Genomic DNA, 22,122 nt, shown 5'->3' on the forward strand with positions numbered 1-22,122 from the left:
CGCTTCGCCCTCACGGGCCGTTCGCGGCGGTCGTCGCCCCGGGGGCGCTCGCCGTGGCGCCCGCCGCCTGGTTCCGGAAGCGCCGGGAGTCCGGCCCGAGGCGATCACCCACTGCGATGAAGATCTGGCGCAGGCGCTGGACATGCGGGTCGTCGAGCCGCAGCTCGATGCTGGCGACCACGAGATCGACCGCCGCCTGACGGTCCGGTGCCCCGTCGATCAGGTTCCCACCCAGGATGATGCGGCCGACCTCGAGAAGCAGGGCCTCGTTGCGCACCGCGCTCGGGGCCGCGAGCCGTTCGAGGTCGAACAGGGTCCGTACGCCGAGGGGCCAGAGCCGGATCACCTTCTCGCGTCCGACCGAGCAGCAGAGCTGCGCCTGCGCCACCCAGTCCATGATCTGGTAGACTCCGTAGGGCGTTTCCACGAACAGCATCAGCGGGTTGGCGGTCGCCAGGTTCTGGGTCGAATGAATATGGTGGTCGTCGAGGCGGACCCGGATCTCGCTGTCGATCCCGTCGATGATCTCCACCGGGGTGATCTTGAAGGCGCGGTAGACGTCGTACTCCTCCCGCTTGAAGTTCTTCAGCTTGTCGCGCTGCAGGATGTTGCGCAGCACGACATCGGGCATGATGCCGGCAACGAAGCATCCGGTGACCGCCAGGGCCAGCAGCAGCGGCGAGCTCATCGGCTCATCGATCCTGGCAAGGCCCTCCGCCGCGCTTGCCGCGACCCGCAGCAGGCCGATCACCAGGATCGGCGCGAGGACGATGCCGATCACGATCTTGATCGTCTCGCCGACGATCGTCGCCGGGCTGAGGTCGAAGTTCTTGATCGCCCGATACAGGTTCCGCAATGCCGTGAGGTAGCTGCCGGCGAAGGCGGCACAGGCACCGAACAGCCAGACCGTGGTCCTGTCCTGGATCTTGGGACAGATGCCGCCATCCAGACCGATGAGGCTCGACGAGTTCGCGCACAGCAGCGTCACGAGGAGCGAGAGGCTGTGGAACACGGCCACCCCCGCGAGCAGGCCGAAGGCGACGCTGCCGAGGATCCAGTCGATCGTGGTGAAATCCTCGCGGTGCCGCGACTGATCGAAGACATCCAGAGATGCGTCGGACCCATCGATCGATCCGCTCTTTCCGAGAACCTTCGGCCGGCCGACGAAGTACTTGTACTTCACGAATTCGAACGAGGGGATCAGTCGTTGGCTCGAGGGTCCTGCGATGTCGAAGACGGCCGCGAGGTCTCGGACGACCTCCTGTCTCTGGCGCTTCACTGCTTCGCGGATCGCAATGAAGAGAATCGGTGACAAGGCCGCGAAGACGGTTGCACCGAGGATGAACAGATGAATGGGAAGCGTCGTCACGAGAATTTCCATCGCTTCCGACGCGGATCGCGCCGGACACGATGGATGATCCCACTTCCCGACAATTCATCAACTCCAAGTTAAAAAATATTAACTCAAAGTTGCGTGATCGCCGTAATCCACGCCCACCAGCGTCAACCCGCAGGCCGGCGCCAGCGGCCCGCAGCGACTGCGGTCCCGACTGGCCAGGATGTCACCGACGTCGTCGGCGCTGAGCCGGCCGCTGCCGGCGAGCATCAGGGTGCCGACCATCGAGCGGACCTGATGGTGCAGGAAGGCGCGGGCCGAGGTCGCCACCACGATCTCGTCGTGCAGGGCCATCGGCATGGCGGCGACGTCGAGCTGATCGAGGGTTCGGAGCGGGCTCTTCGCCTGGCACTCGGCGGCCCGGAAGGCGGTGAAGTCGTGCAGGCCGAGGAGGCGCGCGGCCGCGGCCCGCATCAGCGCGACGTCGAGGGGCCAGGGCACCTGCCAGACATGGGCGCGGTTGAGCACCGGCGGGCTGCGCCGGTTGAGGATGCGGTAGCGGTAGTGCCGGCGGGTGGCGGAATGGCGGGCGTTGAAGTCGGCGCCGACGATCTCCGCGCTGAGGATCGCCACCGGGTTCGGGCGAAGGTGCGCGTTGAGCGCGTCGCGCACCACGTCGGTGCGCCACGCCCGCGCGAGGTCGAGATGCGCCACCTGATGCGTGGCATGGACGCCGGTATCGGTGCGGCCGGCGCAGGTGAGGCCCGCGATCTCACCGGAGAAGCGCTTGACCGCCGATTCGATCGCAGCCTGGACGGAGGGCTGCGCGGTCTGCCGCTGCCAGCCGCAGAACGGGCTGCCGTCGTACTCGATGACGAGCTTGTAGCGCGGCATCAGGCGCGGCCCGGAGCGGTCATGCCAGCCGCGAGCCCGGCACGCGGTGGGTGCCGCGCACGAACTCGGCGCCGTTGCTGACGCCGCCCTTGCCGGCGCGGCGCAGGGCACCCAGGCGCACGGCGCCGTCGCCGCAGGCGATCGTGCCCTCGGTGTCTAGGAGCGTGGCGGGGACTCCGGAGCCCGGAGCCGCCGCGGCCGAGAGGACCTTCACGCGTTCCGGTCCCTTGCCGAAATCCGCCTCGAAGAAGGCGCCGGGGAAGGGCGACAGCCCGTTGATGTGGTCGGCGACCTCGCGGGCCGGCCGGGTCCAGTTGATGCGCGCCTCTTCGTTGGTGATCTTGTGGGCGTAGACGACGCCGTCCTGGGCCTGGCGCGCGAAGGCCAGGCCGCCCCGCTCGAGCCCCCGGAGCGCGCGCGCCATCAGGTCGGCGCCCAGCGGCATCAGCGCGTCGTGGAGCTGGCCCGCGGTCATGCCGTCCGTGATCGGAAGGCGCTCTTCCAGTGCCACGGGACCGGTGTCGAGGCCGGCCTCCATCCGCATGATGCCGACACCGCTCTCCGCGTCCCCCGCCATCACCGCGCGCTGGATGGGCGCGGCGCCGCGCCAGCGGGGCAGCAGCGAGCCGTGCAGGTTGAGGCAGCCGTGGCGCGGCAGGTCGAGGATCGCCTGCGGCAGGAGCAGGCCGTAGGCCACCACGACGCCGACGTCGGCCCCGTGACCGGCGAAGGTCTCGGCGGCCTCCGGTCCCTTCAGGCTGGCGGGCGTGAGCACGGGCGCGCCGAGGCTCTCGGCCAGGACCTGTACGGGCGAGGGCTTGAGCGCCATGCCGCGTCCGGCCTTGGCCGGCGCGCGGGTGTAGACGGCGGCGATCGCGTGGCCGTCGGCGGCGAGGCGCGCCAGGGTCGGCACGGCGAAATCCGGCGTGCCCATGAAGACGACGCGCATGGCTCTTGGTCCCCGAGGCCGGCCTCAGACGTCGCCGCGCTTGGCCGCCTTGGCGAACTTCTTCACCACCCGGTCGCGCTTCAGCTTCGACAGGTGATCGATGAACAGCACGCCGTCGAGATGGTCGATCTCGTGCTGGATGCAGGTCGCGAGCAGGCCGTCCGCCTCGATCTCCCGCTCCTCGCCCTGGAGGTCGCGGAACCGCACGCGCACCCGGTCGGGCCGCTCGACCTCGCCGTAGAATTCCGGGATCGACAGGCAGCCCTCGTCGTAGATCCGCTTCTCCTCCGAGGCCCAGACGATCTCGGGGTTGAGGAAGACCTGCGGATGGCGGTCGTTCTCGTCCTTCGAGGTGTCGATCGTGACGACGCGCCTGGGCACGCCGATCTGGATCGCCGCGAGGCCGACGCCGGGGGCGTCGTACATCGTCTCCAGCATGTCGGCGGCGAGCGTGCGGATCTCGTCGGTCACGGGACCGACCGGCTCGGAGGCAAGGCGCAGGCGCGCGTCGGGCAGGATCACGAGGGGGCGGATGGTCATGGGGCGATCGGGTTCGAAACGGGATGCGGGGCGGGCGGCGGCCTGAGCCCCCGCAGATACGGGTGCGCCGGGAGTGGGTCAAATACCCGGGACCCGTGCCCCCCGGGCTCAGAACGGCGTGCGGCTGCGGATCGCCGCGGTGAGGGTCCCCTCGTCGAGGTAGTCGAGCTCACCGCCGACCGGGACGCCGTGGGCGAGGCGCGTCACCTTGAGGCCGTGCGCCTTCAGGGATTCGGTGACGTAGTGGGCCGTGGTCTGGCCATCGACGGTCGCATTCAGCGCCAGGATGATCTCGCGCATCGCCGGGTCGGCGGCACGGGCCACGAGACTGTCGAGGTTGAGGTGCTCGGGCCGCACGCCGTCGAGGGCGGAGAGCACGCCGCCGAGGACGTGGTAGCGCGCCGTCACGGCGCCGGAGCGCTCCAGGGCCCAGAGGTCGGAGACATCCTCCACCACCACCAGGGTGGCCGGGTCGCGGCTCTCGTCGCAGCAGATGGTGCAGGGGTCGCGGGTGTCGACGTTTCCGCAGGCGTGGCAGACCACGATCCGCTCGGAGGCCACCCGCATCGCGTCGGCGAGCGGCGCCAGCAGCGCCTCGCGCTTCTTGATGAGCTGCAGGGCGGCCCGGCGGGCCGAACGGGGGCCCAGGCCCGGCATGCGGGCCAGGAGCTGGATCAGGCGCTCGATCTCGGGACCGGCGACGGCTTGTGCCATGGACGACAGTTCTCGTGACGGTTGAGGTGCCCACACGGCACAATGCGTAGGAGGCGGGCGGATGACGTGGTGCGGCGGCACGGGTCCGGTGCGTTCGATCGCGCCCGGCCCGTCGGAACGTCCCTGAAATAGGGTTTTCGCATCGCGTTTTCGCCCCCTCCGGCGGCGAATCGCACCAAAAAGGCTCCCGTGCCGAAGCGCCTCAAATGCATCTTCGCCCGTAATCCTGCTCATGTAAGTTTTTTTGTCGGCCAACAGGCGGATTGACGGCAAATCATCCGGCTCTATGCAGGAGAGGCGCAGTTCCGGAGCGGTGAACCTGCGCGCGGTGGACCTGACCAACCGCGCGGACGCTCCGGAGGCGAACCGATCTGGAGAGCCGATACGGCTCCCTGTCATGGGACGGCGACGCGATCAGGGGCCCGAGGAGAGATGAGCGTGACCAATATCGGCGAGTTCAACGCAGCGCACGGTTCCGAGGCGATCGGGCTGCGCAACCTGAAGGCGGTTCACTGGAACCTCGACGTTCCCCGTCTCTACGAGGAGGCCCTGGCCCGCGGCGAGGGCCAGCTGGCCCGCGGCGGCGCCTTCGTGGCGACCACCGGCTCCCATACCGGCCGCTCGCCCAAGGACAAGTTCGTGGTGCGCGACGCCGCCACCGAGAACGAGATCTGGTGGGACAACAACGGTGCGATCACGCCCGAGCAGTTCGAGACCCTGTATGCCGACTTCCTCGCGCATGCCGAGGGGCGCGAGCTCTTCGCCCAGGACCTGCGCGGCGGCGCCGATCCGACCCATGGCGTCAATGCCCGCGTCTTCACCGAATACGCCTGGCACTCGCTGTTCATCCGCAACCTGCTGATCCGGCCGGACCGCGCCACGCTCGCGAGCTACGTGCCCGAGCTGACGATCATCGACCTGCCGAGCTTCCAGGCCGAGCCGCACCGGCACGGCTGCCGCTCGAAGACCGTCATCGCCATCGACTTCGCGCGCAAGCTCGTCCTGATCGGCGGCTCGGCCTATGCCGGCGAGATGAAGAAGTCGGTCTTCACCTACCTCAACTACATCCTGCCGAAGGCCGGCGTGATGCCGATGCACTGTTCGGCGAACGCGGCCCTCGACGAGGCCGGTGAATCGGCCCTGTTCTTCGGCCTGTCCGGCACCGGCAAGACCACGCTCTCCAACGATTCCTCGCGCCAGCTTCTGGGCGATGACGAGCACGGCTGGAGCCAGGACGGCATCTTCAACTTCGAGGGCGGCTGCTACGCCAAGACCATCCGCCTCTCGCGCAACGCCGAGCCTGAGATCTACGCCACCACCGAGCGCTTCGGCACGGTGATGGAGAACGTGGTGATCGACCCCGAGACCCGGGTCCCGGATTTCGACGACGCCTCGCTCACCGAGAACACCCGCTGCGCCTACCCGCTCGACTTCATCGCCAATGCGAGCGCCACGGGTCGGGCGGCCCATCCCAAGAACATCGTGATGCTGACTTGCGACGCCTTCGGGGTCATGCCGCCGATCGCGAAGCTGACCGGCGCCGAGGCGATGTACCACTTCCTCTCCGGCTACACCGCGAAGGTCGCCGGCACGGAGCGCGGGCTGACCGCACCGGAGGCGACGTTCTCCACCTGCTTCGGTGCGCCGTTCATGCCGCGCCACCCCAGCATCTACGGCAACCTGCTGCGTGACCTGATCGCCCATCACGAGGTCGATTGCTGGCTCGTCAACACCGGCTGGACCGGTGGCGGCGTCGGCACCGGGCGCCGCATGCCGATCCGGGTCACCCGCCGTCTGCTCACGGCCGCCCTCGACGGTTCGCTCGCGAATGTCGAGTTCCGCCGCGACCCCTATTTCGGCTTCCAGGTGCCCGTCGCGGTGCCGGGGGTCGAGACCGAGGTGCTGTCGCCGATCGAGACCTGGACCAACAAGGCGGCCTTCCACGAGACCGCGACGCGCCTCGTCACCATGTTCCAGGAGAACTTCAAGCGCTTCGCCGACCATGTCGACGCGGATGTCCGCGCCGCCGAGCCGGTGCTCTCCGCGGCCGCCTGACCGCCGGCCGTCCGGGGCGCGGCGCAGGGCGTCCGCGTCCCGGCACAAGACGCGATGCGGGCGCTACGGTTTCCGGATCGCGCCGCCCGCAGGATCTGCGTCGTGCAGACGATCGTCGTCGAGGCCATCGTCGCCGAGGGCATCGTCGCACAGGACTTCCGGGGCGTTCGCCCGCGCTTCGCGGAAGAGGACGCCGACTTCGTTCCCCTTGGACCAGATCCGGTGCGCCCGGTAGGCATTGTCGCCCGGATCGATGAAGAGGTCGAAGCTGTCCGGAACCTCGACCGTCGTGCAGAAGGCGACGCGGGCCCCGATGGGCGACAGGTTGCGCACGAGGCAGGGCGTCGTCTCGGCCGATGCCGCGTCCAGGGCAACACGACCGGAGAGATACGTCAGGGCTCGAACGGCGTTGCGATGCTCATCCATGCATTCAGAAGGCATGCGCATCCGTTAAGACACAGAGACTCCGATCCGTGAAATGCGGGGCTATCGGCTGCAGACCGGTTGAAGACAGGGCAGATCGGTTCTCCGCCCATGGGTTCGGTCGTCCGAAGGGCTGGGACGGGCCGTGCGGGCGTCCTCAGGCCGCTTCGTGCACCATCGCCTGGCGCACCTTGAGAGCCAGCTCCTCCAGGGTGTAGGGCTTGGCCAGCAACTGCACGTCGGCATCGACGAGTCCGTTATGCACGATGGCGTTGCGGGTATAGCCGGTCGTGAAGAGCACCGGCAGGTCGGGCCGACGCTCGTGGACAGCCTCGGCGAGTTCGCGGCCATTGACCTCCGGCATGACCACATCGGTGAAGAGCAGCGCGATCTCGGGATGCGTGTCGAGCATCTGCAGGGCGTCCTTGGCGCCTTCCGCGTGGATCACGGTGTAGCGCAGGTCGCGCAGCGCCTCGACGGCGAGGTGGCGCACGCCGTCCTCGTCCTCGACCACCAGGATCACCTCGCGGGGCGAGCCCTCCGGGAGCATCGTCGGCGTGGCGTGCGCCGTCTCGGCGGCATCGCCGAGATGGCGCGGCAGGTAGAGCCGCACCGTCGTGCCGCGGCCGGGTTCGGAATAGATCGCCACGTGCCCGCCGGACTGGCGGACGAAGCCGTAGACCTGACTGAGCCCGAGCCCCGTGCCCTGGCCCGCGGGCTTCGTCGTGAAGAACGGGTCGAACGCCTTGGCGGCGACGTCGGGCGCCATGCCGCTGCCGCCGTCGGTCAACGCCACGAGGACGTACTGGCCGGCCGGGACGCCCGGATTCCGGGCCGCATAGGCCTCGTCGAGGTGAACGTTGTCGGTCTCGATGATGAGCCGGCCGCCCTTCGGCATCGCGTCGCGGGCATTGACCGCGAGGTTGAGGATCGCGTTCTCGAGCTGGTTGGCGTCGGCCTTCGTGGTCCAGAGGTCGGGGGTCGTCACGGTCTCGATGCGGATGGTTTCGCCGAGGCTGCGGCGCAGCAGGTCCGACATCGCGCCGATGAGCCGGTTGCACGCGATGGCCTCCGGCGCCAGCGGCTGCTTGCGGGCGAAGGCCAGCAGCCGGTGCGTCAGGGTCGCGGCCCGGTCCGCCCCCTTGAGCGCCTGGTCCGCGTAGCGCTCCACCGCGCGCTCACCCCGCTCCAGCCGGCGCTTGAGGAGGCTGAGATTGCCGATGATGATCGCCAGCATGTTGTTGAAGTCGTGCGCGAGGCCGCCGGTGAGCTGGCCGAGGGCCTCCATCTTCTGGGATTGCCGCAGGCGCTCCTCGAGCATGTCGCGCGTGGCGGCGGCCTCGATCAGTGAGGTGTTCGCCTCCTGCAGGGCCGCATGGGCGCGAAGGGTGCGCTGGTGACGCCGGCTCGCGTCGCTCACCACGTAGCCGCCGAGGACGACCACCAGGACGACGGCCCCCGCGACGGCGAACTGGACCTGCCGCGCCGACTCGCCAGCCTGTTCCTGACGGCTGATCAGGCGGCTGTAATTGTCCGCCTGCGCTTCTCCGAAGAGCGCGCGGACCTCGTCCATCAGGTGCTTGCCCTCTCCGGAGCGCATCCGGGCCAGGGCGGCCTCGGCCTGTCCGGCGCGTCGCAGGGCGACGGTCTCCCGCAATTCGGCGAGCTTGGCCTCGGCGGCCCGGCTGAGGCGGGCGATGATCGCCGCCATCCCGGGGTTTTGCGCCACTGCCTCCGCGATGGTGGACAGGCGGCCGGGCGTGCTCGCGACCGCGTCCTCGTAGAGCTTGAGGTAGGCCTCGTCGCCCGAGAGGAGGTAGCCGCGTTGTCCGGTCTCCGCATCCTGGATGCCGGAATACAGGGTAAAGATCGCGTCGCGGATGCGGACGCTGCGGCGCAACTCGGCGCGGTTCGCATCCTGCGTCGCCACGAGGCTGGCGGTCGCCGCGACCATGGCGATCAGCAGCAGGAATCCCACCATCAGGGGCGCGATGTCCCTCAGGCGTCCCGGTAGAGCCAGCGGCTGCGCACCTGTGACCTGAGGATAGTGCGAATCAAAATTCATGATCCGGCCGGAGGGAGGACGTCGGAGACCCAACGTTCCACTCCGCCCGGGTTATGGCAACGCTTCGACGACCTAATTGTGATCGATGTTGCCGAATTGCCGGGTTGACGCGTTCAGAACAGTTTCATGCCCGGCGGAATCGGCAGACCCTTGGTGAGTTCGGCCATCCGCTCGGCCGCAACCTGTTCGGCCTTGCCGCGGGCGTCGTTGACGGCCGCCACGATGAGATCTTCGAGGATCTCGCGCTCGTCGGCCACGAGCAGGGCCGGATCGAGCTGAACGCCTTTCACCAGGCCCTTGGCCGTCATCGTCACCCGCACGGCGCCGCCGCCGGAGGCGCCGGACACTTCGACGGTGTCGAGCTCGTCCTGCAGGGAAGCCATCTTCTCCTGCATGGCCTGGGCCTGCTTCATGATGCCCATGAGGTCGCGCATCGGGTCTGCCCTCTCTGTCGTTCCGGAACCGGGTGGATTCACATCTGGGGCGGCGAGCCCCGGGGACTATGCCTCGTCGTCGGGCTCGTCGGTCTCGGCCTCGCCGGTGGGCGCGGCCTCGATGGCGGGCGACGCCTCGGGCGCCTTGTCGCGCACGTCGACGATCTGTGCGCCCGGGAACCGGGCCAGGACCTCGCGGACGAGGGGATGGGCGGCGGCGTTCTGGTGTCGGGTCTCGGTGGCGGCGCGTGCGGTGGCGTCGAGGGTCGGCTCACCGTCCTCCTTGGAGAGGGCGACGATCCAGCGCCGCCCGGTCCAGGCGTCGAGGGCACGGGCGAGGTCGTTGGCGATGCTCTGGCGCCCGCCCTCGGCGAGACGGAACTCGATGCGGCCCTCCTCGAAGCGCACGAGGTGGACCTCGCGCTCGAGGGCCATCTTCAGGCCGATGTCGCGCTTGGCATCCGCCAGGGCGACCACGTCGGTGAAGCGGGTGAGGCGCGGCCCCTCGGGTTGGGGGGCCGGGGCCGGGCTCACGCTCGCCAGGGCGGGCCGGGAGCCGCCGCCCTGGACCGCCATCGCGAGGGCGGGGCGCGGCGGAGGCGCCTCGGCGGAGAAGGTCGGGATCGGTGGCAGGGCCGGGCGGCCCTCGGCCACCACCGGGCCGGGCGACGGGGCCGCGGGCGCGCCGCCGGACGTCGCCGCGCCCGGGGCGGCCAGCGCCTGCGCCTTCATCTGGCGCAGGGCCTCGTCCGGCGTCGGAAGATCGGCCGCGTAGGCGAGGCGCACCAGCGCCATCTCGGCCGCCGCCAGGGGGCGGGTGGCCGTCTGCACCTCGGGGATCGCCTTCAGGAGTATCTGCCAGGCCCGCGACAGCACCCGGACGGAGAGTTTCCCCGCGAAATCGCCACCGCGCGACCGCTCCGCCTCGCTTAGGGTCGGGTCGGCGGCGGCCTCGTCCGGTACCAGCTTCAGGCGGGTGACGAGGTGCGTGAAGCTCGCGAGGTCGGAGAGGATCACGGCGGGGTCGGCGCCGGCCTCGTACTGTCCGCGCACCTCGGCGAAGGATGCCGGGATGTCGCCGCGCATCACCGCCTCGAACAGGTCGACGATGCGGCCGCGATCGGCCAGGCCCAGCATGTCGCGCACGCTCTGGGCGCTGACGAGGCCGGCCCCGTGGGCGATCGCCTGGTCGAGGAGCGAGAGCGCGTCGCGCACGGAGCCCTCGGCCGCCCGGGTTATGGCCGCCAGCGCCTCCGCATCGGCCTCGACGCCCTCGGCGGCGCAGATGCGGCCGAGGTGCCCGACCAGGGTCTCGGCCTCGACGCGGCGCAGGTCGAACCGCTGGCACCGGGACAGGATTGTCACCGGCACCTTGCGGATCTCGGTGGTGGCGAAGACGAACTTGGCGTGCGGCGGCGGCTCCTCCAGTGTCTTCAGGAAGGCGTTGAACGCCTTCTCGGAGAGCATGTGGACCTCGTCGACGATGTAGACCTTGTAGCGGGCCGAGACCGGCGAATAGCGGATGCCGTCGATGATGCCGCGGACGTCGTCGATGCCGGTATGCGAGGCGGCATCCATCTCCAGCACGTCCATGTGCCGGGATTCCATGATGGCCTGGCAGTGCCGGCCGAGCTCCGGCATCGCGATGGTGGGCCCCGTGTCGGGGTGCCCGTCGCGGAGGTAGTTCAGGCCGCGGGCGAGGATGCGGGCGGTGGTGGTCTTGCCGACGCCGCGCACCCCGGTGAGCATCCAGGCCTGCGGAATGCGGTTGGCCGCGAAGGCGTTGGCGAGGGTACGCACCATGGCGCCCTGGCCGATCAGGTCGTCGAAGTTCTGGGGCCGGTACTTGCGGGCGAGCACCCGGTAGGGCGTCGCGGCCGGCGCGGGCTCGGGAAGGCCGGGCAGGAACCCGGCATCGCTCGGTAGACCGGAGGTCGCGTCCATGCCGCCTTGGCTCGGTTGGTGCGGCTCCGGTCGGAGGGTGCCGCCACGCGAGCCCGAGGCATCGATCGAGGTGGGAGGCTGGACGAAGACCCGCTCGGTCTCGTTAGGGCTGCTTCCTTCCGGACCTGACCCGGTTGGCGAGTGAAACGTCCCTCGCCAACCTCCCGAGCGCTATATGGCCGCCGCGCGCGGCGGATGCAAGCGGACTCGAGGCACGAAGGAGCGGGCTTGCCGCAGGGCCGGCTTCGGCGTGCCCGCAAATCGCCCGATCCCTGCGCCAGCCTCGGCGGTCTGTCTGTATCGACGAAGAGGGAGGCGCCGATGACGCGGCGGTTTAGCGAAGGGCTGATGGCCCCGGTCTGTCTGATGGCGGCTCTCACGGCGGCAACCGCCGCCGCGGCGCCCGAAGCTCCGAGGGCCTGGGCGGGCCGCTACCTCTACGAGCACGATGGGGGCCGCACCGTCGGCGGATCGCCGATCGTCGTCACCTACCAGCTCGACATCGCCCCGGGGCGGGGCAACCGGGACTGCCTGTTGCGGATCGAGGGCTTCCAGACCGACGAGACCATCGTCTGCAAGGCGAGCGGCACGGCCGAGAGCGTCGCCGTCGCCTTCCACACCTTCGGTGACGGCCGCACCGTGAACGCCTACGGCACGCGTCTCTACGAGGTCGGGACGGATCTGTTCGAGATGCGCCGGGGCGGCGATGCCGTCCTGACACAATGGCGGGCGCTCAATCCGAGCGGTGCCGGCTCGGCCGCGCCGGCCGGCACCTACTTCACCCGGAAGGGCTGAGATTCCGGCGCGGCGCCCGCCGCGCCGGAGAGCCGCGAGACGGCTCCGCTTTGAAGACTACTCGGCCTTGCGCTTCACGATGGCGAAGGTCTTGGGGTCGAGTTCCAGGTCGAACTGCTTGCCGCTGGCGTCGATGGCGTCATCGACCTCGATCTCGTCGTCCTCGACCTCGATCTTCTTCCACTTGGTGAAGCCTTCCTGCTTCAGCACGGCCTCGATCTTGGTCTGCTCCTCCGGGGTCGGCTTCCGGTCGGCGAAGGCCGAGCCGGTGAAGGCGAGGCCGAGAGCGAGGGTGGCGAGGCCGGTGATCTTGAGCGACATGGTGTCTCCCTGGTGTCCGAGGATTGTTTCTGACCTCTCCCGAACCACTCAGCGAAGGTGAGGTTCCTGCCGAAATCCCGGGATGTCTGCGCCTTTCGGTTGTGCGGCCGCGCGGTGCCGCCTAGGGTCGCAGGGTCTTCGCGCTCCAGGAGCGGTCCAGAATGGTCACTCGCGTCGCCACCGTGGCCTTCGAGGGCATCGAAGCGCGGGCCGTCGACGTCCAGGTCCAGATCGCGCCCGGCATCGTCGCCTTCACGGTGGTGGGCCTCGCCGACAAGGCTGTGGCGGAATCCCGCGAGCGGGTGCGCTCGGCGCTGATCGCTTCCGGCCTCGCCCTGCCGGCCAAGCGGATCACCGTGAACCTCGCCCCGGCCGACCTGCCGAAGGAGGGGTCGCATTACGACCTGCCCATCGCCCTGGCGGTGATGGGGGCGATCGGCGCCCTGCCGGCCGATGCGCTCGCGGGCTACTGCGTGCTCGGTGAGCTCGCCCTCGACGGGACGATCACGGCCGTCTCCGGCGTCCTGCCCGCCGCCATGGCCGCCAACGAACGCGGCCTCGGCCTGATCTGTCCGGCCGCCACCGGGCCGGAGGCCGCCTGGGCCGGCGGCGACCTCGACGTGCTGGCGCCGCGTTCGCTGATCCAGCTCGCCAACCACTTCAAGGGCACGCAGGTCATGGCCCGGCCGGAGCCGGCGGTGGCCGGGCCGGGCGCCGCCCTGCCGGACCTGCGCGACATCAAGGGCCAGGAGGGGGCCAAGCGCGCCCTGGAGATCGCCGCGGCCGGCGGTCACAACCTCTTGATGAACGGACCGCCCGGGGCGGGCAAGTCGATGCTCGCCGCGCGCCTGCCCTCGATCCTGCCGCCGCTGGCCCCGCGCGAACTCCTCGAAGTCTCGATGATCCAGTCGGTGGCGGGCGAGCTGAAGGGCGGCGCGCTCTCGAACCGGCGCCCCTTCCGGCAGCCGCACCATTCCGCCTCCATGGCGGCCCTGGTCGGCGGCGGCATCAACGCCCGCCCGGGGGAGGCCTCGCTGGCCCATGGCGGCGTGCTGTTCCTCGACGAATTGCCGGAGTTCACGCCCCAGGTGCTCGATTCGCTGCGCCAGCCGATGGAGACCGGGACGATCATGATCGCGCGGGCCAACCATCGGGTGACCTATCCGGCCCGATTCCAGCTCGTGGCGGCGATGAATCCGTGCCGCTGCGGACAGGCTCTGGAGCCGGGCTACGCCTGCCGGAAAGGCCCGAACGAGCGCTGCGTCGCCCAGTACGGCGCGCGCATCTCCGGCCCGCTCCTCGACCGCATCGACCTGCGCATCGAGGTCGGCGCGGTGACGGCCGCCGACCTGATCCTGCCGCCGCCCCCGGAGGGGTCGGCCGAGACGGCGGCCCGCGTCGCGGCCGCCCGCGCGCTGCAGACCGCGCGCTACGCCGCCTACGATCCGGAGCGCTCGTTCACCAACGCCACCTGCCCACCCCCGGTGATCGAGGCGGTGGCCGCGCCGGACCCGGAGGGCGCCGCCCTGATCCGCTCGGCCGCGGAGACCATGCGGCTCTCGGCGCGCGGCTTCCATCGGACCCTGCGCGTCGCCCGCACCCTGGCCGACCTCGACGGCGAGGCCTGCGTCCGCCGCATCCATCTGGCCGAGGCCCTGTCCTATCGCGGACGGGCGGAGCAGCCCGCCGCGGCCTGACCTCAGGCGGCGGGAAGCGCCTGGGAGACCGGGTGCCGCCGCCGATGCCGGATCAGCGAGAGGATCAGACCCGAGAGGGTGAGCAGGTCGCAGGTGAGCCCGAAGACCGAGCCGACGAGGCCGTTATGGACGGCCCAGCACAGGCTGGCGCCGAGGAAGAGCCGCCGCATGTGCTGCGGATCGCCCTGCAGTCGCGCGACCGTCGCCAGGAGGGCGCCGAGCCCGGCACAGGCCGAGGGCCGCCCGCTCCAGGTCGCGAGGGTCACCCCGGCCGCGACCAGGGTCGTTGCGGCGAAGAGCGGGGTCACCCAGGCGGCGCGGCCCCCGGGCCCGATCGCCCGTGCCGAGACGAGGTTCTGCAGCAGGGCGATGGCGCACATCGCCGTGCCGGTGAGAGCGCCGAGATGCAGGTAGTGCAGGCCGAAGGCGGTGGTGCAACCGGCCGAAGCCAGGAGCATTCCGCGCCGGTTCGGCATGATTCCGGCGGCGAAGCCCAGGAGCAGGCCGAGGGTTCCGAAGAGGTCGAGATGAGGGTTTGCCGCGGCCCAGCCGATCCGAGCCCACTCGATGACGATCATGGTCCGCGCCCGGTCGGCGCAGACGCGCGCCGCACTCGACGCAGGCGCTAGGTCGTCATGGTAACCGGCTGGTTAACGCGCGTTTCCAGGCGCCGGACCTGTCGTCCGGGTGCAACGGCGGACGGCCGGGGCTGCCCGCCGGAGGGCTTTACTCCGCGGCCTGGCGTGCCGCGTAGCCGAGGCGGCCGTTGAGCTCCTCGATCAGCTTCACGGCGGCCTCCGCGATGACGGTGCCGGGCGGGAAGATCGCCGAGGCCCCGGCGGCATGGAGCGCGTCGTAGTCGCCGGGCGGGATCACGCCGCCGATGACGATCATCACGTCGCCGCGGCCCTGCTCCGTCAGCGCCGCCTTCAGCTCGGGCACCAGTGTCAGGTGGCCGGCGGCGAGCGATGAGACGCCGACGATGTGGACGTCGTTCTCCACCGCCTGCCGTGCGGCCTCGGCGGGGGTCGCGAAGAGCGGCCCGATATCCACGTCGAAGCCGAGATCGGCGAAGGCGGAGGCGATGACCTTCTGGCCGCGGTCGTGACCGTCCTGGCCCATCTTGGCGACGAGGATGCGCGGGCGGCGCCCGTCGTTCTCCTCGAAAGTCTCCACGAGCTTGCGAACGGTCTCGACCACCGGCGACATGCCACCCACCTCCCGCTTGTAGACGCCCGAGATCGAGCGGATCTCGGCCCGGTGACGGCCCCAGGCCTTCTCCAGGGCATCCGAGATCTCGCCCACCGTGGCCTTGGCCCGCGCCGCGTTCACGGCGAGTTCGAGGAGGTTGCCCTGGCCCTGCGCGGCGGCTGTCAGCGCGCTCAGCGCGGCGTCGACGTCGGACTGGTTGCGCTCGGCGCGCAGGCGCTTCAGCTTGTCGATCTGCAGGGTGCGGACGTTGCCGTTGTCGACGCGCATCAGTTCGATGGCGCGGTCGTCGTCGGGCTTGTACTTGTTGACGCCCACGATGGTCTGGCGGCCGGAATCGATCCGCGCCTGGGCGCGGGCGGCCGCCTCTTCGATGCGCAGCTTCGGGATGCCGGCCTCGATGGCCTTGGCCATGCCCCCGAGCTCGTCGACCTCGCGCAGGTGCTCCCAGGCGCGGGCGACGATGTCCTGCGTCAGCTTCTCCACGTAGTAGGAGCCGCCCCACGGATCGACGATGCGGGTGGTGCCGCTCTCCTGCTGCAGGAAGAGCTGGGTGTTGCGGGCGATGCGGGCCGAGAAGTCGGTGGGCAGGGCCAGGGCCTCGTCCAGCGCGTTGGTGTGGAGGGACTGGGTGCCCCCTTGGGTGGCCGCCATCGCCTCGATGCAGGTGCGGGTGACGTTGTTGAACACGTCCTGCGCGGTCAGCGACCAGCCCGAGGTCTGGCTGTGGGTGCGAAGCGGCAGCGACTTGTCGCTCTTCGGCTCGAACTCCTTGACGAGCTTGGCCCAGATCAGGCGCGCGGCCCGCATCTTGGCGATCTCCATGAAGAAGTTCGTCGAGATCGCCCAGAAGAACGACAGGCGCGGGGCGAACTGGTCGATGGTCAGGCCGGCGGCGAGACCCGCCTTGATGTACTCGACCCCGTCGGCGAGCGTGTAGGCGAGCTCGAGGTCGTTCGTCGCCCCGGCCTCCTGCATGTGGTAGCCGGAGATCGAGATGGAATTGAACTTCGGCATGTTCTTCGACGTGTAGGCGAAGATGTCACCGATGATCCGCATCGAGCCCGCAGGCGGGTAGATGTAGGTGTTGCGGACCATGAACTCCTTGAGGATGTCGTTCTGGATCGTGCCGGCGAGCTTCTCCGGCGGCACGCCCTGCTCCTCGGCCGCGACGATGTAGAGGGCGAGGATCGGCAGCACCGCGCCGTTCATCGTCATCGACACGGTCATCTCGTCGAGCGGGATGCCCGAGAACAGCGTCCGCATGTCGTAGATCGAATCGATCGCGACGCCTGCCATGCCGACATCGCCCGAGACGCGGGGGTGGTCGGAATCGTAGCCGCGGTGGGTGGCGAGGTCGAAGGCCACCGACAGGCCCTTCTGCCCGGCGGCGAGGTTGCGCCGGTAGAACGCGTTCGAATCCTCGGCCGTTGAGAAGCCGGCATATTGCCGGATCGTCCAGGGCTGGGTCACGTACATCGTCGGGTAGGGGCCGCGCAGGTAGGGCGCCACGCCCGGATAGGTGTCGAGGAACTCGATGCCGTCGCGGTCCTCCGGTCCGTAGACGCCCTTCACCGGAATGCCTTCCGGCGTCATCCAGGGCTCGCCCGTCGGCGGCACCGGGGCCGGAACGGCATCGGCCGCGTAGGGAACGGTCGCGAAGTCGGGGATGCGAGACGTCATGGGCTCTGGCTCGTGCGGCGGCAGCGTGCCTGCATTATAGGTACGCGCCCGGTCTGGGCTACTCCTAACCGGACTTGGCCGCGAAGGGGCCGGCAAAACCGTCACTTTCGCGCAAGCGGCCGGAAAATCTTTTCGGGCCGCACCCAAAACTTTCTTGTCGAACGCGCCTACTCGGCGGCCATCCGGGAGGGGGCGAGGCCCTGGACCTCGGCGGCGACGGCGCCCACGACGCTGCGCAGGTGCCAGACCAGTTCCGAGAAGCCCGGGGTGATCGCGAGGGTCGCCTCGTTCATGTAGAGGCCCCGGTTGATCTCGATCTGCAGGGCGTGCCGCTCGACGTTCGGCTCGCCGTAATGCTCGGTGATGAAGCCGCCCGCGTAGGGCTTGTTGCGCAGGACGCGATAGCCGCGGGCGCGCAGATGGTGCTCAAAGGCGTCGATCAGGATCGGCGCGCAGGCGGTGCCGAAGCGGTCGCCCAGGACGATGTCGGCCCGCGCCGCCTCGTCGCGCCCGAGGCTCGACGAGGGCATCGAGTGGCAGTCGATCAGGATGGCGTGACCGAACTGGCGCGCCGTGCGCTGGACGAGGCCGCGCAGGGTGCGGTGATAGGGCTTGTAAAGGGTCTCGATCCGCTCGACCGCGGCCTCCACCGGCAGGCGTCCGCGATAGATCTCCTGCCCGTCGGCGACGAGGCGCGGGATGGTGCCGAGGCCCCCGGCCACCCGCATGGAGCGGGTGTTGGCGAAGGCCGGCAGGCGCCCGTCGAACATGCGCGGGTCGAGTTCGTAGGGCTCGCGGTTCACGTCGAGGAAGGCCCGGGGGAAATGCGCCCGCATCAAGGGCGCCCCGAGGTCGACCACCGGTGCGAACAGCCGGTCGACATGCGCGTCCTCCGAGCGCCGCAGTGCGAGCCCGTCGAGGCGCGAGGCGGCGAGGAAGGCCGGCGGGTAGACCGCGCCGGAATGCGGCGTGTTGAAGACGAAGGGGAGGGTGTGCGCCGTCGGCTCGTCCACCGTGAAGGGTGGATCGAAGGCGGCCGCTCCGGTCGCGTCGGGGGTCTGGAACGGCTCTGTCATCGCGGCGCGGGCGCCTCGGTGCGGACGGGACAACGCATCCTCTCACTTTGCGTTTTGCCGACTGGCCTGTCCAGCATCACGGGCGCCTCGGGAGGCCCCCGGTGGTGCCGTGGGACACCTGCCCCGGGCGGGCCGGCAACGTTCTGTTTACCAAGCCGGTGCTTTGTGGAAAGAACACATCGAATCAAAGGTACGGGACGCTGCTCGATGAAGATCCTCCTGGCGGAAGACGACAACGACATGCGCCGCTTCCTGGCCAAGGCGCTGCAGAACGCGGGCTACGACGTCCTGTCGTTCGACAACGGCCTCTCGGCCTATAATCGCCTGCGCGAGGAGCCCTTCGAGCTGCTCCTCACCGATATCGTGATGCCCGAGATGGACGGGATCGAGCTGGCGCGGCGCGCCACTGAGCTCGACCCCGACATCAAGGTGATGTTCATCACGGGCTTCGCCGCCGTGGCCCTGAACCCTGATTCGAAGGCTCCGAAGGACGCCAAGGTGCTGTCGAAGCCGTTCCACCTGCGTGATCTCGTCAACGAGGTCGAGAAGCTCCTGGCCGCCTGAGCGTAACGCCCGCCGCCCCCGCCGAATCGAGGCAGTAGGAAGAGCCCGCCGGCTCGCCTATATGCTGATGGGATTGGGATGGGGCGCGACGACGATGAAGCCGGTCACGATCTATACAACCGCGTGGTGCCCGTACTGCTCGGCGGCCAAGAGCCTGCTGCGCGACAAGGGCATCGCTTTCACCGAGATCGACGTCGAGAAGGCGGCCGGCTCGCGCACCGCCATGGTCCAGCGTGCCGGCGGTCGCACGAGCGTGCCGCAGATCTTCGTGGGTGACGCCCATGTGGGCGGCTGCGACGATCTCTACGCCCTCAATGGTGCCGGCAAGCTCGACGCGCTGGTCGCCGCATGAGCGACGCACCCACCTTCACCGCCGCCTGCGTCCAGATGCGCTCGGGCCGCGATCCCCTCGTCAACCGCGACGCGGCTGTGGCGCTGGTGCGCGAGGCGGCGAGCGCCGGGGCGCACTACGTCCAGACGCCCGAGATGACCTCCCTGGTGGAGCGCAGCAAGGCGAGCCTGTTCGAGAAGGTGACGTCGCAGGACGAAGACCCCACGCTGGCGGCCCTGCGCGAGGTCGCGCGCGAGCGCGGCATCGTGCTGCAGATCGGGTCGCTCGCCGTGCGCAACGGCGACAAGGTCGCCAACCGCGCCTTCCTGATCGATGCCGAGGGCGCGATCACGGCCTCCTACGACAAGCTTCACCTCTACGACGTCGACCTGCCGAACGGCGAGCGCTGGCGCGAGTCCGCGACCTATACCGGGGGTGCCTGCGCGGTCGTCGCCGACACGCCATGGGCGCCCATCGGCCTCGCCATCTGCTACGACATCCGCTTCCCCGCCCTGTACCGGGCACTGGCCGAGGCGGGCGCCACCATCCTGACCGCCCCGGCCTGCTTCACCAAGCAGACGGGCGAGGCCCATTGGCACGTGCTGCACCGGGCCCGCGCCATCGAGACCGGCTCGTTCATGATCTCGGCGGCGCAGGGCGGGCACCACGAGGACGGGCGCGACACCTACGGCCATTCCCTCATCGTCGATCCCTGGGGCCGGGTCCTGGCCGATGCGAACGGCGCCGAGCCGGGCGTGATCCTGGCCGAGATCGACCTCTCCCGCGTCGCCGATGCCCGCGCCCGCATCCCGACCCTGCAGCACGCCCGGCCCTTCACGATCGAGCGGGTGGGCGGCCCCGCCTGATCCCGCCCGCGCTACCGTCGCGAAACCTCTGGTCCCATGATCCGCTACACCCTCGTCTGCGAGGCCGGGCACAGCTTCGAGAGCTGGTTCCCGTCGAGCGATTCCTTCGATGCGCAGGCCGCGCGCGGCCTCGTGGCCTGTCCGGTCTGCGGCTCGGCCCAGGTCGGCAAGAGCATGATGGCGCCCTCCGTCGCCCGCACGGATCGCGGGGGCCGTGCCCTGCCGCCGCCGGCCGAGGCGGCGTCGAAGGCGAACCTCCCCGCCGTCGCCCCGCAGCCCATGCCGCACCTGGCGCCCACCGAGCCCGAGCGGCGCCTGCGCGCCGTGATGCGCGCCCTGCGCGAGGAGGCGACGCGCAACGCCGACGACGTCGGCACGCGCTTCCCCGAGGAGGCGCGCCGGATCCACTACGGCGAGACCGAGACCCGCGCGATCTACGGCGAGGCGAGCCTGGAAGAGGTCCGTGCCCTCGTCGACGAGGGAATCGCGGTTGCGCCCCTGCCGCCGGCCTCCGACGACCGACACTGAGCCTCAGCGCTTCAGCGCGGCGGTGCCGGCGATCGACGCGAGCAGGAAGGCGATGAGCGCGTTCCAGCCCGCGAGGGAAATGCCGAACAGGCGCCACGCCGCGGTGGAGCAATCGGCCACCCGCGTGGTCTGGAGAGCGTTCAGGAAATCGCCGACATCGGCCGGGTTGGCACCCGTGCCGCCGCCGCAATCGGTGGGACCGGCCCACAGGCTCCATTCCGCACCGGCGTGATAGACGCTCAGGCCGGCCCCGTAGAGCAGGCCGAGGGCGGCGAGGCCGAGGACGAGGCGCGCGCTCCAGGTCGGCAGGAACAGGCCGAGCAGGGCCAGCGGAACCGCCGCGTAGTAGGGAATCCGCTCCTGCAGGCAGAGCTTGCACGGCACGTAGCCGAGGCCCCACTGGAAGGTCCAGGCTCCCGCGAGCGTCAACACGGACCCGACGAGGACGAGAAGGGCGGCGCGGCGCAGGCGCAGGAGCGAAGCGTAGTCCATGCCAGAAAAGCACCTTGTCTACAGGAGCACCTTGAACAGCACGAAGCCGAGGACGATCACCGCGACGGAGATCGCCGCCACCACGTTGAGGTGCCGGTCGAGCACCCCCCGGATCTGAACGCCGTAGCGGCCGAGAAGTCCCGCCAGGATGAAGAATCGGGCGCCCCGCGTCAGCAGCGACAGCACCACGAACCAGAACAGGTCGTAATGGGCGAAGCCCGAGGTGATGGTCACGAGCTTGAACGGGATCGGCGTCAGGCCCTTCAGCAGGATCACCCAGTGCCCGTACTGGGCATAGGAGGCCTGGAAGGTCTCGGCCTTGTCGGAGAGGCCGTAGACCCGGAACACCCATTGCCCGACCGAGTCGAAGAGCAGGGCCCCGATGGCGTAGCCGACGAGGCCGCCGGCGACGGAGGCCAGCGTGGTGATGAGGGCGTAGAACCAGACCCGGTCCGGCCGGCTCACGGCCATGGGCACCAGCATCACGTCCGGTGGCACCGGGAAGAACGAGCTCTCGGCGAAGGCCACGGCCCCGAGGGCGTAGGGCGCGAAGGGCTTGCCCGCGAGCGCGAGGATCCACTCGTAGAGGCGACGGATCATGAAGGGTCCGGGAAGGCTGGAAGGCGGGAAGGCAGGGCCGAGCCCTTTGATCATACGTGGCCGTCCCTGGCGAGCGCCCGCATATCGCAGTGCGAAGAAAACGCCACTGGCCGAATCCGGGAAGGTGTGCGATGACGCGAACGCTGCGGGCGTGGTGGAACTGGTAGACGCGCCGGACTCAAAATCCGGTTCCGCAAGGAGTGTCGGTTCGATTCCGACCGCCCGCACCATCTCTCCTTCCCTACGCCTGATCGTCAGTCGCGGCTCGCTGCCCCCTGGCGCTCCTTGACCCGCCGGACTTCCGCGAGCTGCCCGCGCAGGATCAGGAGGGCATCCTCCTCCGCGGGGGTGAGGTGATCCAGACGGATGTGGCGCAGCAGAACCTCGAGTGCATCGCCGATCCGACCCAGTTGGCGGCCGTAGCTGCCCACGTCGTCGAGGATCTTCTGTTCCAGTTCGGGATTCGGCGTGTGGCCGAGGTCGATGTTGACCAGGCCGACCTGCGCGCCCTGCTGGTAGAACGTCCACGGATTGATCGATTGCCAGAGCTTGTCGGGGGCGATGGAGAACTGAGCGCTGCGCTGCATGGGGGGACTCCCGCGATCC

The 22,122-nt window shown here is 69.8% G+C and carries 23 protein-coding genes, 1 tRNA gene and 1 other RNA gene; 8 read left to right on the top strand and 17 right to left on the bottom strand.

Translation table 11 applies throughout. The features are described 5' to 3' along the window. Window positions 1-10: 10 nt before the first annotated feature. The 5 genes from AC0IWM_RS05070 to recR form a co-directional block, all read right to left on the bottom strand. Entirely contained in the window at window positions 11-1,369 is a 1,359-nt protein-coding gene (locus tag AC0IWM_RS05070) for a hypothetical protein (protein WP_471753354.1), read from the bottom strand. 90 nt (window positions 1,370-1,459) lie between these two features. Then, complete coding sequence (truA, locus tag AC0IWM_RS05075) at window positions 1,460-2,230, bottom strand: tRNA pseudouridine(38-40) synthase TruA (protein WP_471753355.1); 771 nt, start codon at window positions 2,228-2,230, stop codon at window positions 1,460-1,462. A gap of 19 nt (window positions 2,231-2,249) precedes the next feature. Then, window positions 2,250-3,179 (bottom strand): methionyl-tRNA formyltransferase, encoded by a 930-nt coding sequence (gene fmt, locus AC0IWM_RS05080; RefSeq protein ID WP_471753356.1) that lies wholly within the window; start codon window positions 3,177-3,179, stop codon window positions 2,250-2,252. A 24-nt stretch (window positions 3,180-3,203) separates the two neighbouring features. After that, window positions 3,204-3,719 (bottom strand): peptide deformylase, encoded by a 516-nt coding sequence (locus AC0IWM_RS05085; protein WP_056466617.1) that lies wholly within the window; start codon window positions 3,717-3,719, stop codon window positions 3,204-3,206. 108 nt (window positions 3,720-3,827) lie between these two features. Continuing rightward, window positions 3,828-4,433 (bottom strand): recombination mediator RecR, encoded by a 606-nt coding sequence (gene recR, locus AC0IWM_RS05090; protein WP_056466620.1) that lies wholly within the window; start codon window positions 4,431-4,433, stop codon window positions 3,828-3,830. Window positions 4,434-4,871: 438 nt separating this feature from the next. Here recR and AC0IWM_RS05095 point away from each other — a divergent pair, with 438 nt between their 5' ends. Continuing rightward, window positions 4,872-6,488 carry a phosphoenolpyruvate carboxykinase gene (locus tag AC0IWM_RS05095; RefSeq protein ID WP_471753517.1) on the top strand — a complete coding sequence of 539 codons (1,617 nt, stop codon included), beginning with the start codon at window positions 4,872-4,874 and terminating at the stop codon, window positions 6,486-6,488. Window positions 6,489-6,551: 63 nt separating this feature from the next. Here AC0IWM_RS05095 and AC0IWM_RS05100 read toward each other — a convergent pair whose 3' ends face one another. From AC0IWM_RS05100 to ffs, 5 genes are all read right to left on the bottom strand, one after another. Further along, window positions 6,552-6,929, bottom strand: a complete 378-nt coding sequence (locus tag AC0IWM_RS05100; protein WP_471753357.1) for a hypothetical protein — start codon at window positions 6,927-6,929, stop codon at window positions 6,552-6,554. Between the two features lie 139 nt (window positions 6,930-7,068). Next, window positions 7,069-8,976: a CHASE3 domain-containing protein gene (locus AC0IWM_RS05105; RefSeq protein ID WP_471753358.1), complete on the bottom strand. Its 1,908-nt coding sequence runs from the start codon at window positions 8,974-8,976 to the stop codon at window positions 7,069-7,071. 113 nt (window positions 8,977-9,089) lie between these two features. Next, window positions 9,090-9,410 (bottom strand): YbaB/EbfC family nucleoid-associated protein, encoded by a 321-nt coding sequence (locus AC0IWM_RS05110; protein ID WP_471753359.1) that lies wholly within the window; start codon window positions 9,408-9,410, stop codon window positions 9,090-9,092. A gap of 66 nt (window positions 9,411-9,476) precedes the next feature. After that, a complete protein-coding gene (locus tag AC0IWM_RS05115) occupies window positions 9,477-11,354 on the bottom strand; it encodes a DNA polymerase III subunit gamma/tau (protein WP_471753360.1) in 1,878 nt (625 codons plus the stop codon). 69 nt (window positions 11,355-11,423) lie between these two features. Then, window positions 11,424-11,520, bottom strand: an RNA gene (gene ffs / locus AC0IWM_RS05120) — signal recognition particle sRNA small type. Window positions 11,521-11,675: 155 nt separating this feature from the next. Here ffs and AC0IWM_RS05125 point away from each other — a divergent pair. After that, entirely contained in the window at window positions 11,676-12,149 is a 474-nt protein-coding gene (locus tag AC0IWM_RS05125; RefSeq protein WP_471753361.1) for a DUF5991 domain-containing protein, read from the top strand. A gap of 57 nt (window positions 12,150-12,206) precedes the next feature. Here AC0IWM_RS05125 and AC0IWM_RS05130 read toward each other — a convergent pair whose 3' ends face one another. Next, entirely contained in the window at window positions 12,207-12,470 is a 264-nt protein-coding gene (locus tag AC0IWM_RS05130) for a PepSY domain-containing protein (protein WP_471753362.1), read from the bottom strand. Between the two features lie 161 nt (window positions 12,471-12,631). Between AC0IWM_RS05130 and AC0IWM_RS05135 the strand changes: the two genes are divergently transcribed. Further along, entirely contained in the window at window positions 12,632-14,167 is a 1,536-nt protein-coding gene (locus AC0IWM_RS05135; protein ID WP_471753363.1) for a YifB family Mg chelatase-like AAA ATPase, read from the top strand. 2 nt (window positions 14,168-14,169) lie between these two features. Here AC0IWM_RS05135 and AC0IWM_RS05140 read toward each other — a convergent pair whose 3' ends face one another. The 3 genes from AC0IWM_RS05140 to AC0IWM_RS05150 all read right to left on the bottom strand — a co-directional run bounded on the left by AC0IWM_RS05140 (window position 14,170) and on the right by AC0IWM_RS05150 (window position 18,135). Continuing rightward, on the bottom strand, window positions 14,170-14,745 hold the full coding sequence (locus AC0IWM_RS05140; protein ID WP_471753364.1) for a YgjV family protein: 576 nt from the start codon (window positions 14,743-14,745) through the stop codon (window positions 14,170-14,172). 148 nt (window positions 14,746-14,893) lie between these two features. Then, a complete protein-coding gene (gene scpA / locus AC0IWM_RS05145) occupies window positions 14,894-17,059 on the bottom strand; it encodes a methylmalonyl-CoA mutase (protein ID WP_471753365.1) in 2,166 nt (721 codons plus the stop codon). A 167-nt stretch (window positions 17,060-17,226) separates the two neighbouring features. Continuing rightward, window positions 17,227-18,135: an N-formylglutamate amidohydrolase gene (locus AC0IWM_RS05150; protein WP_471753366.1), complete on the bottom strand. Its 909-nt coding sequence runs from the start codon at window positions 18,133-18,135 to the stop codon at window positions 17,227-17,229. A gap of 207 nt (window positions 18,136-18,342) precedes the next feature. Here AC0IWM_RS05150 and cpdR point away from each other — a divergent pair, with 207 nt between their 5' ends. The 4 genes from cpdR to AC0IWM_RS05170 all read left to right on the top strand — a co-directional run bounded on the left by cpdR (window position 18,343) and on the right by AC0IWM_RS05170 (window position 20,424). Next, window positions 18,343-18,699 (top strand): cell cycle two-component system response regulator CpdR, encoded by a 357-nt coding sequence (cpdR, locus tag AC0IWM_RS05155; protein WP_003603128.1) that lies wholly within the window; start codon window positions 18,343-18,345, stop codon window positions 18,697-18,699. A gap of 94 nt (window positions 18,700-18,793) precedes the next feature. Beyond that, entirely contained in the window at window positions 18,794-19,051 is a 258-nt protein-coding gene (gene grxC, locus AC0IWM_RS05160; RefSeq protein ID WP_471753518.1) for a glutaredoxin 3, read from the top strand. Beyond that, window positions 19,048-19,896 carry a carbon-nitrogen hydrolase family protein gene (locus AC0IWM_RS05165; RefSeq protein WP_471753367.1) on the top strand — a complete coding sequence of 283 codons (849 nt, stop codon included), beginning with the start codon at window positions 19,048-19,050 and terminating at the stop codon, window positions 19,894-19,896. The genes grxC and AC0IWM_RS05165 overlap by 4 nt, the downstream gene beginning before the upstream one ends. A 36-nt stretch (window positions 19,897-19,932) precedes the next feature. After that, window positions 19,933-20,424, top strand: coding sequence for a DUF1178 family protein (locus tag AC0IWM_RS05170; protein ID WP_471753368.1), 492 nt, complete (start codon window positions 19,933-19,935; stop codon window positions 20,422-20,424). Window positions 20,425-20,427: 3 nt separating this feature from the next. Here AC0IWM_RS05170 and AC0IWM_RS05175 read toward each other — a convergent pair whose 3' ends face one another. After that, window positions 20,428-20,916, bottom strand: coding sequence for a disulfide bond formation protein B (locus tag AC0IWM_RS05175; protein ID WP_471753369.1), 489 nt, complete (start codon window positions 20,914-20,916; stop codon window positions 20,428-20,430). Between the two features lie 18 nt (window positions 20,917-20,934). Continuing rightward, the gene (locus AC0IWM_RS05180) at window positions 20,935-21,516 is read right to left on the bottom strand and encodes a YqaA family protein (RefSeq protein WP_471753370.1); all 582 of its coding nucleotides are present in this window, start codon (window positions 21,514-21,516) and stop codon (window positions 20,935-20,937) included. Between the two features lie 145 nt (window positions 21,517-21,661). Between AC0IWM_RS05180 and AC0IWM_RS05185 the strand changes: the two genes are divergently transcribed. Beyond that, a tRNA-Leu gene (locus tag AC0IWM_RS05185) sits at window positions 21,662-21,746 on the top strand. 24 nt (window positions 21,747-21,770) lie between these two features. Here AC0IWM_RS05185 and AC0IWM_RS05190 read toward each other — a convergent pair. Next, window positions 21,771-22,103 carry a hypothetical protein gene (locus AC0IWM_RS05190; RefSeq protein WP_471753371.1) on the bottom strand — a complete coding sequence of 111 codons (333 nt, stop codon included), beginning with the start codon at window positions 22,101-22,103 and terminating at the stop codon, window positions 21,771-21,773. Window positions 22,104-22,122 lie beyond the last annotated feature (19 nt).

This window comes from Methylobacterium sp. AC433 (assembly GCF_979253015.1).

What these genes read in the sequence shown, in the direction of transcription:
- AC0IWM_RS05105 (WP_471753358.1), bottom strand. Translation starts at nt 8,976, where the DNA reads ATGAATTTTGATTCGCACTATCCTCAGGTCACAGGTGCGCAGCCGCTG.
- recR (WP_056466620.1), bottom strand. Translation starts at nt 4,433, where the DNA reads ATGGCACAAGCCGTCGCCGGTCCCGAGATCGAGCGCCTGATCCAGCTC.
- AC0IWM_RS05085 (WP_056466617.1), bottom strand. Translation starts at nt 3,719, where the DNA reads ATGACCATCCGCCCCCTCGTGATCCTGCCCGACGCGCGCCTGCGCCTT.
- truA (WP_471753355.1), bottom strand. Translation starts at nt 2,230, where the DNA reads ATGCCGCGCTACAAGCTCGTCATCGAGTACGACGGCAGCCCGTTCTGC.
- AC0IWM_RS05100 (WP_471753357.1), bottom strand. Translation starts at nt 6,929, where the DNA reads ATGCCTTCTGAATGCATGGATGAGCATCGCAACGCCGTTCGAGCCCTG.
- AC0IWM_RS05180 (WP_471753370.1), bottom strand. Translation starts at nt 21,516, where the DNA reads ATGATCCGTCGCCTCTACGAGTGGATCCTCGCGCTCGCGGGCAAGCCC.
- scpA (WP_471753365.1), bottom strand. Translation starts at nt 17,059, where the DNA reads ATGACGTCTCGCATCCCCGACTTCGCGACCGTTCCCTACGCGGCCGAT.
- AC0IWM_RS05130 (WP_471753362.1), bottom strand. Translation starts at nt 12,470, where the DNA reads ATGTCGCTCAAGATCACCGGCCTCGCCACCCTCGCTCTCGGCCTCGCC.
- cpdR (WP_003603128.1), top strand. Translation starts at nt 18,343, where the DNA reads ATGAAGATCCTCCTGGCGGAAGACGACAACGACATGCGCCGCTTCCTG.
- AC0IWM_RS05135 (WP_471753363.1), top strand. Translation starts at nt 12,632, where the DNA reads ATGGTCACTCGCGTCGCCACCGTGGCCTTCGAGGGCATCGAAGCGCGG.
- AC0IWM_RS05190 (WP_471753371.1), bottom strand. Translation starts at nt 22,103, where the DNA reads ATGCAGCGCAGCGCTCAGTTCTCCATCGCCCCCGACAAGCTCTGGCAA.
- AC0IWM_RS05110 (WP_471753359.1), bottom strand. Translation starts at nt 9,410, where the DNA reads ATGCGCGACCTCATGGGCATCATGAAGCAGGCCCAGGCCATGCAGGAG.
- AC0IWM_RS05175 (WP_471753369.1), bottom strand. Translation starts at nt 20,916, where the DNA reads ATGGACTACGCTTCGCTCCTGCGCCTGCGCCGCGCCGCCCTTCTCGTC.
- AC0IWM_RS05150 (WP_471753366.1), bottom strand. Translation starts at nt 18,135, where the DNA reads ATGACAGAGCCGTTCCAGACCCCCGACGCGACCGGAGCGGCCGCCTTC.
- grxC (WP_471753518.1), top strand. Translation starts at nt 18,794, where the DNA reads ATGAAGCCGGTCACGATCTATACAACCGCGTGGTGCCCGTACTGCTCG.
- AC0IWM_RS05170 (WP_471753368.1), top strand. Translation starts at nt 19,933, where the DNA reads ATGATCCGCTACACCCTCGTCTGCGAGGCCGGGCACAGCTTCGAGAGC.
- fmt (WP_471753356.1), bottom strand. Translation starts at nt 3,179, where the DNA reads ATGCGCGTCGTCTTCATGGGCACGCCGGATTTCGCCGTGCCGACCCTG.
- AC0IWM_RS05125 (WP_471753361.1), top strand. Translation starts at nt 11,676, where the DNA reads ATGACGCGGCGGTTTAGCGAAGGGCTGATGGCCCCGGTCTGTCTGATG.
- AC0IWM_RS05140 (WP_471753364.1), bottom strand. Translation starts at nt 14,745, where the DNA reads ATGATCGTCATCGAGTGGGCTCGGATCGGCTGGGCCGCGGCAAACCCT.
- AC0IWM_RS05165 (WP_471753367.1), top strand. Translation starts at nt 19,048, where the DNA reads ATGAGCGACGCACCCACCTTCACCGCCGCCTGCGTCCAGATGCGCTCG.
- AC0IWM_RS05115 (WP_471753360.1), bottom strand. Translation starts at nt 11,354, where the DNA reads ATGGACGCGACCTCCGGTCTACCGAGCGATGCCGGGTTCCTGCCCGGC.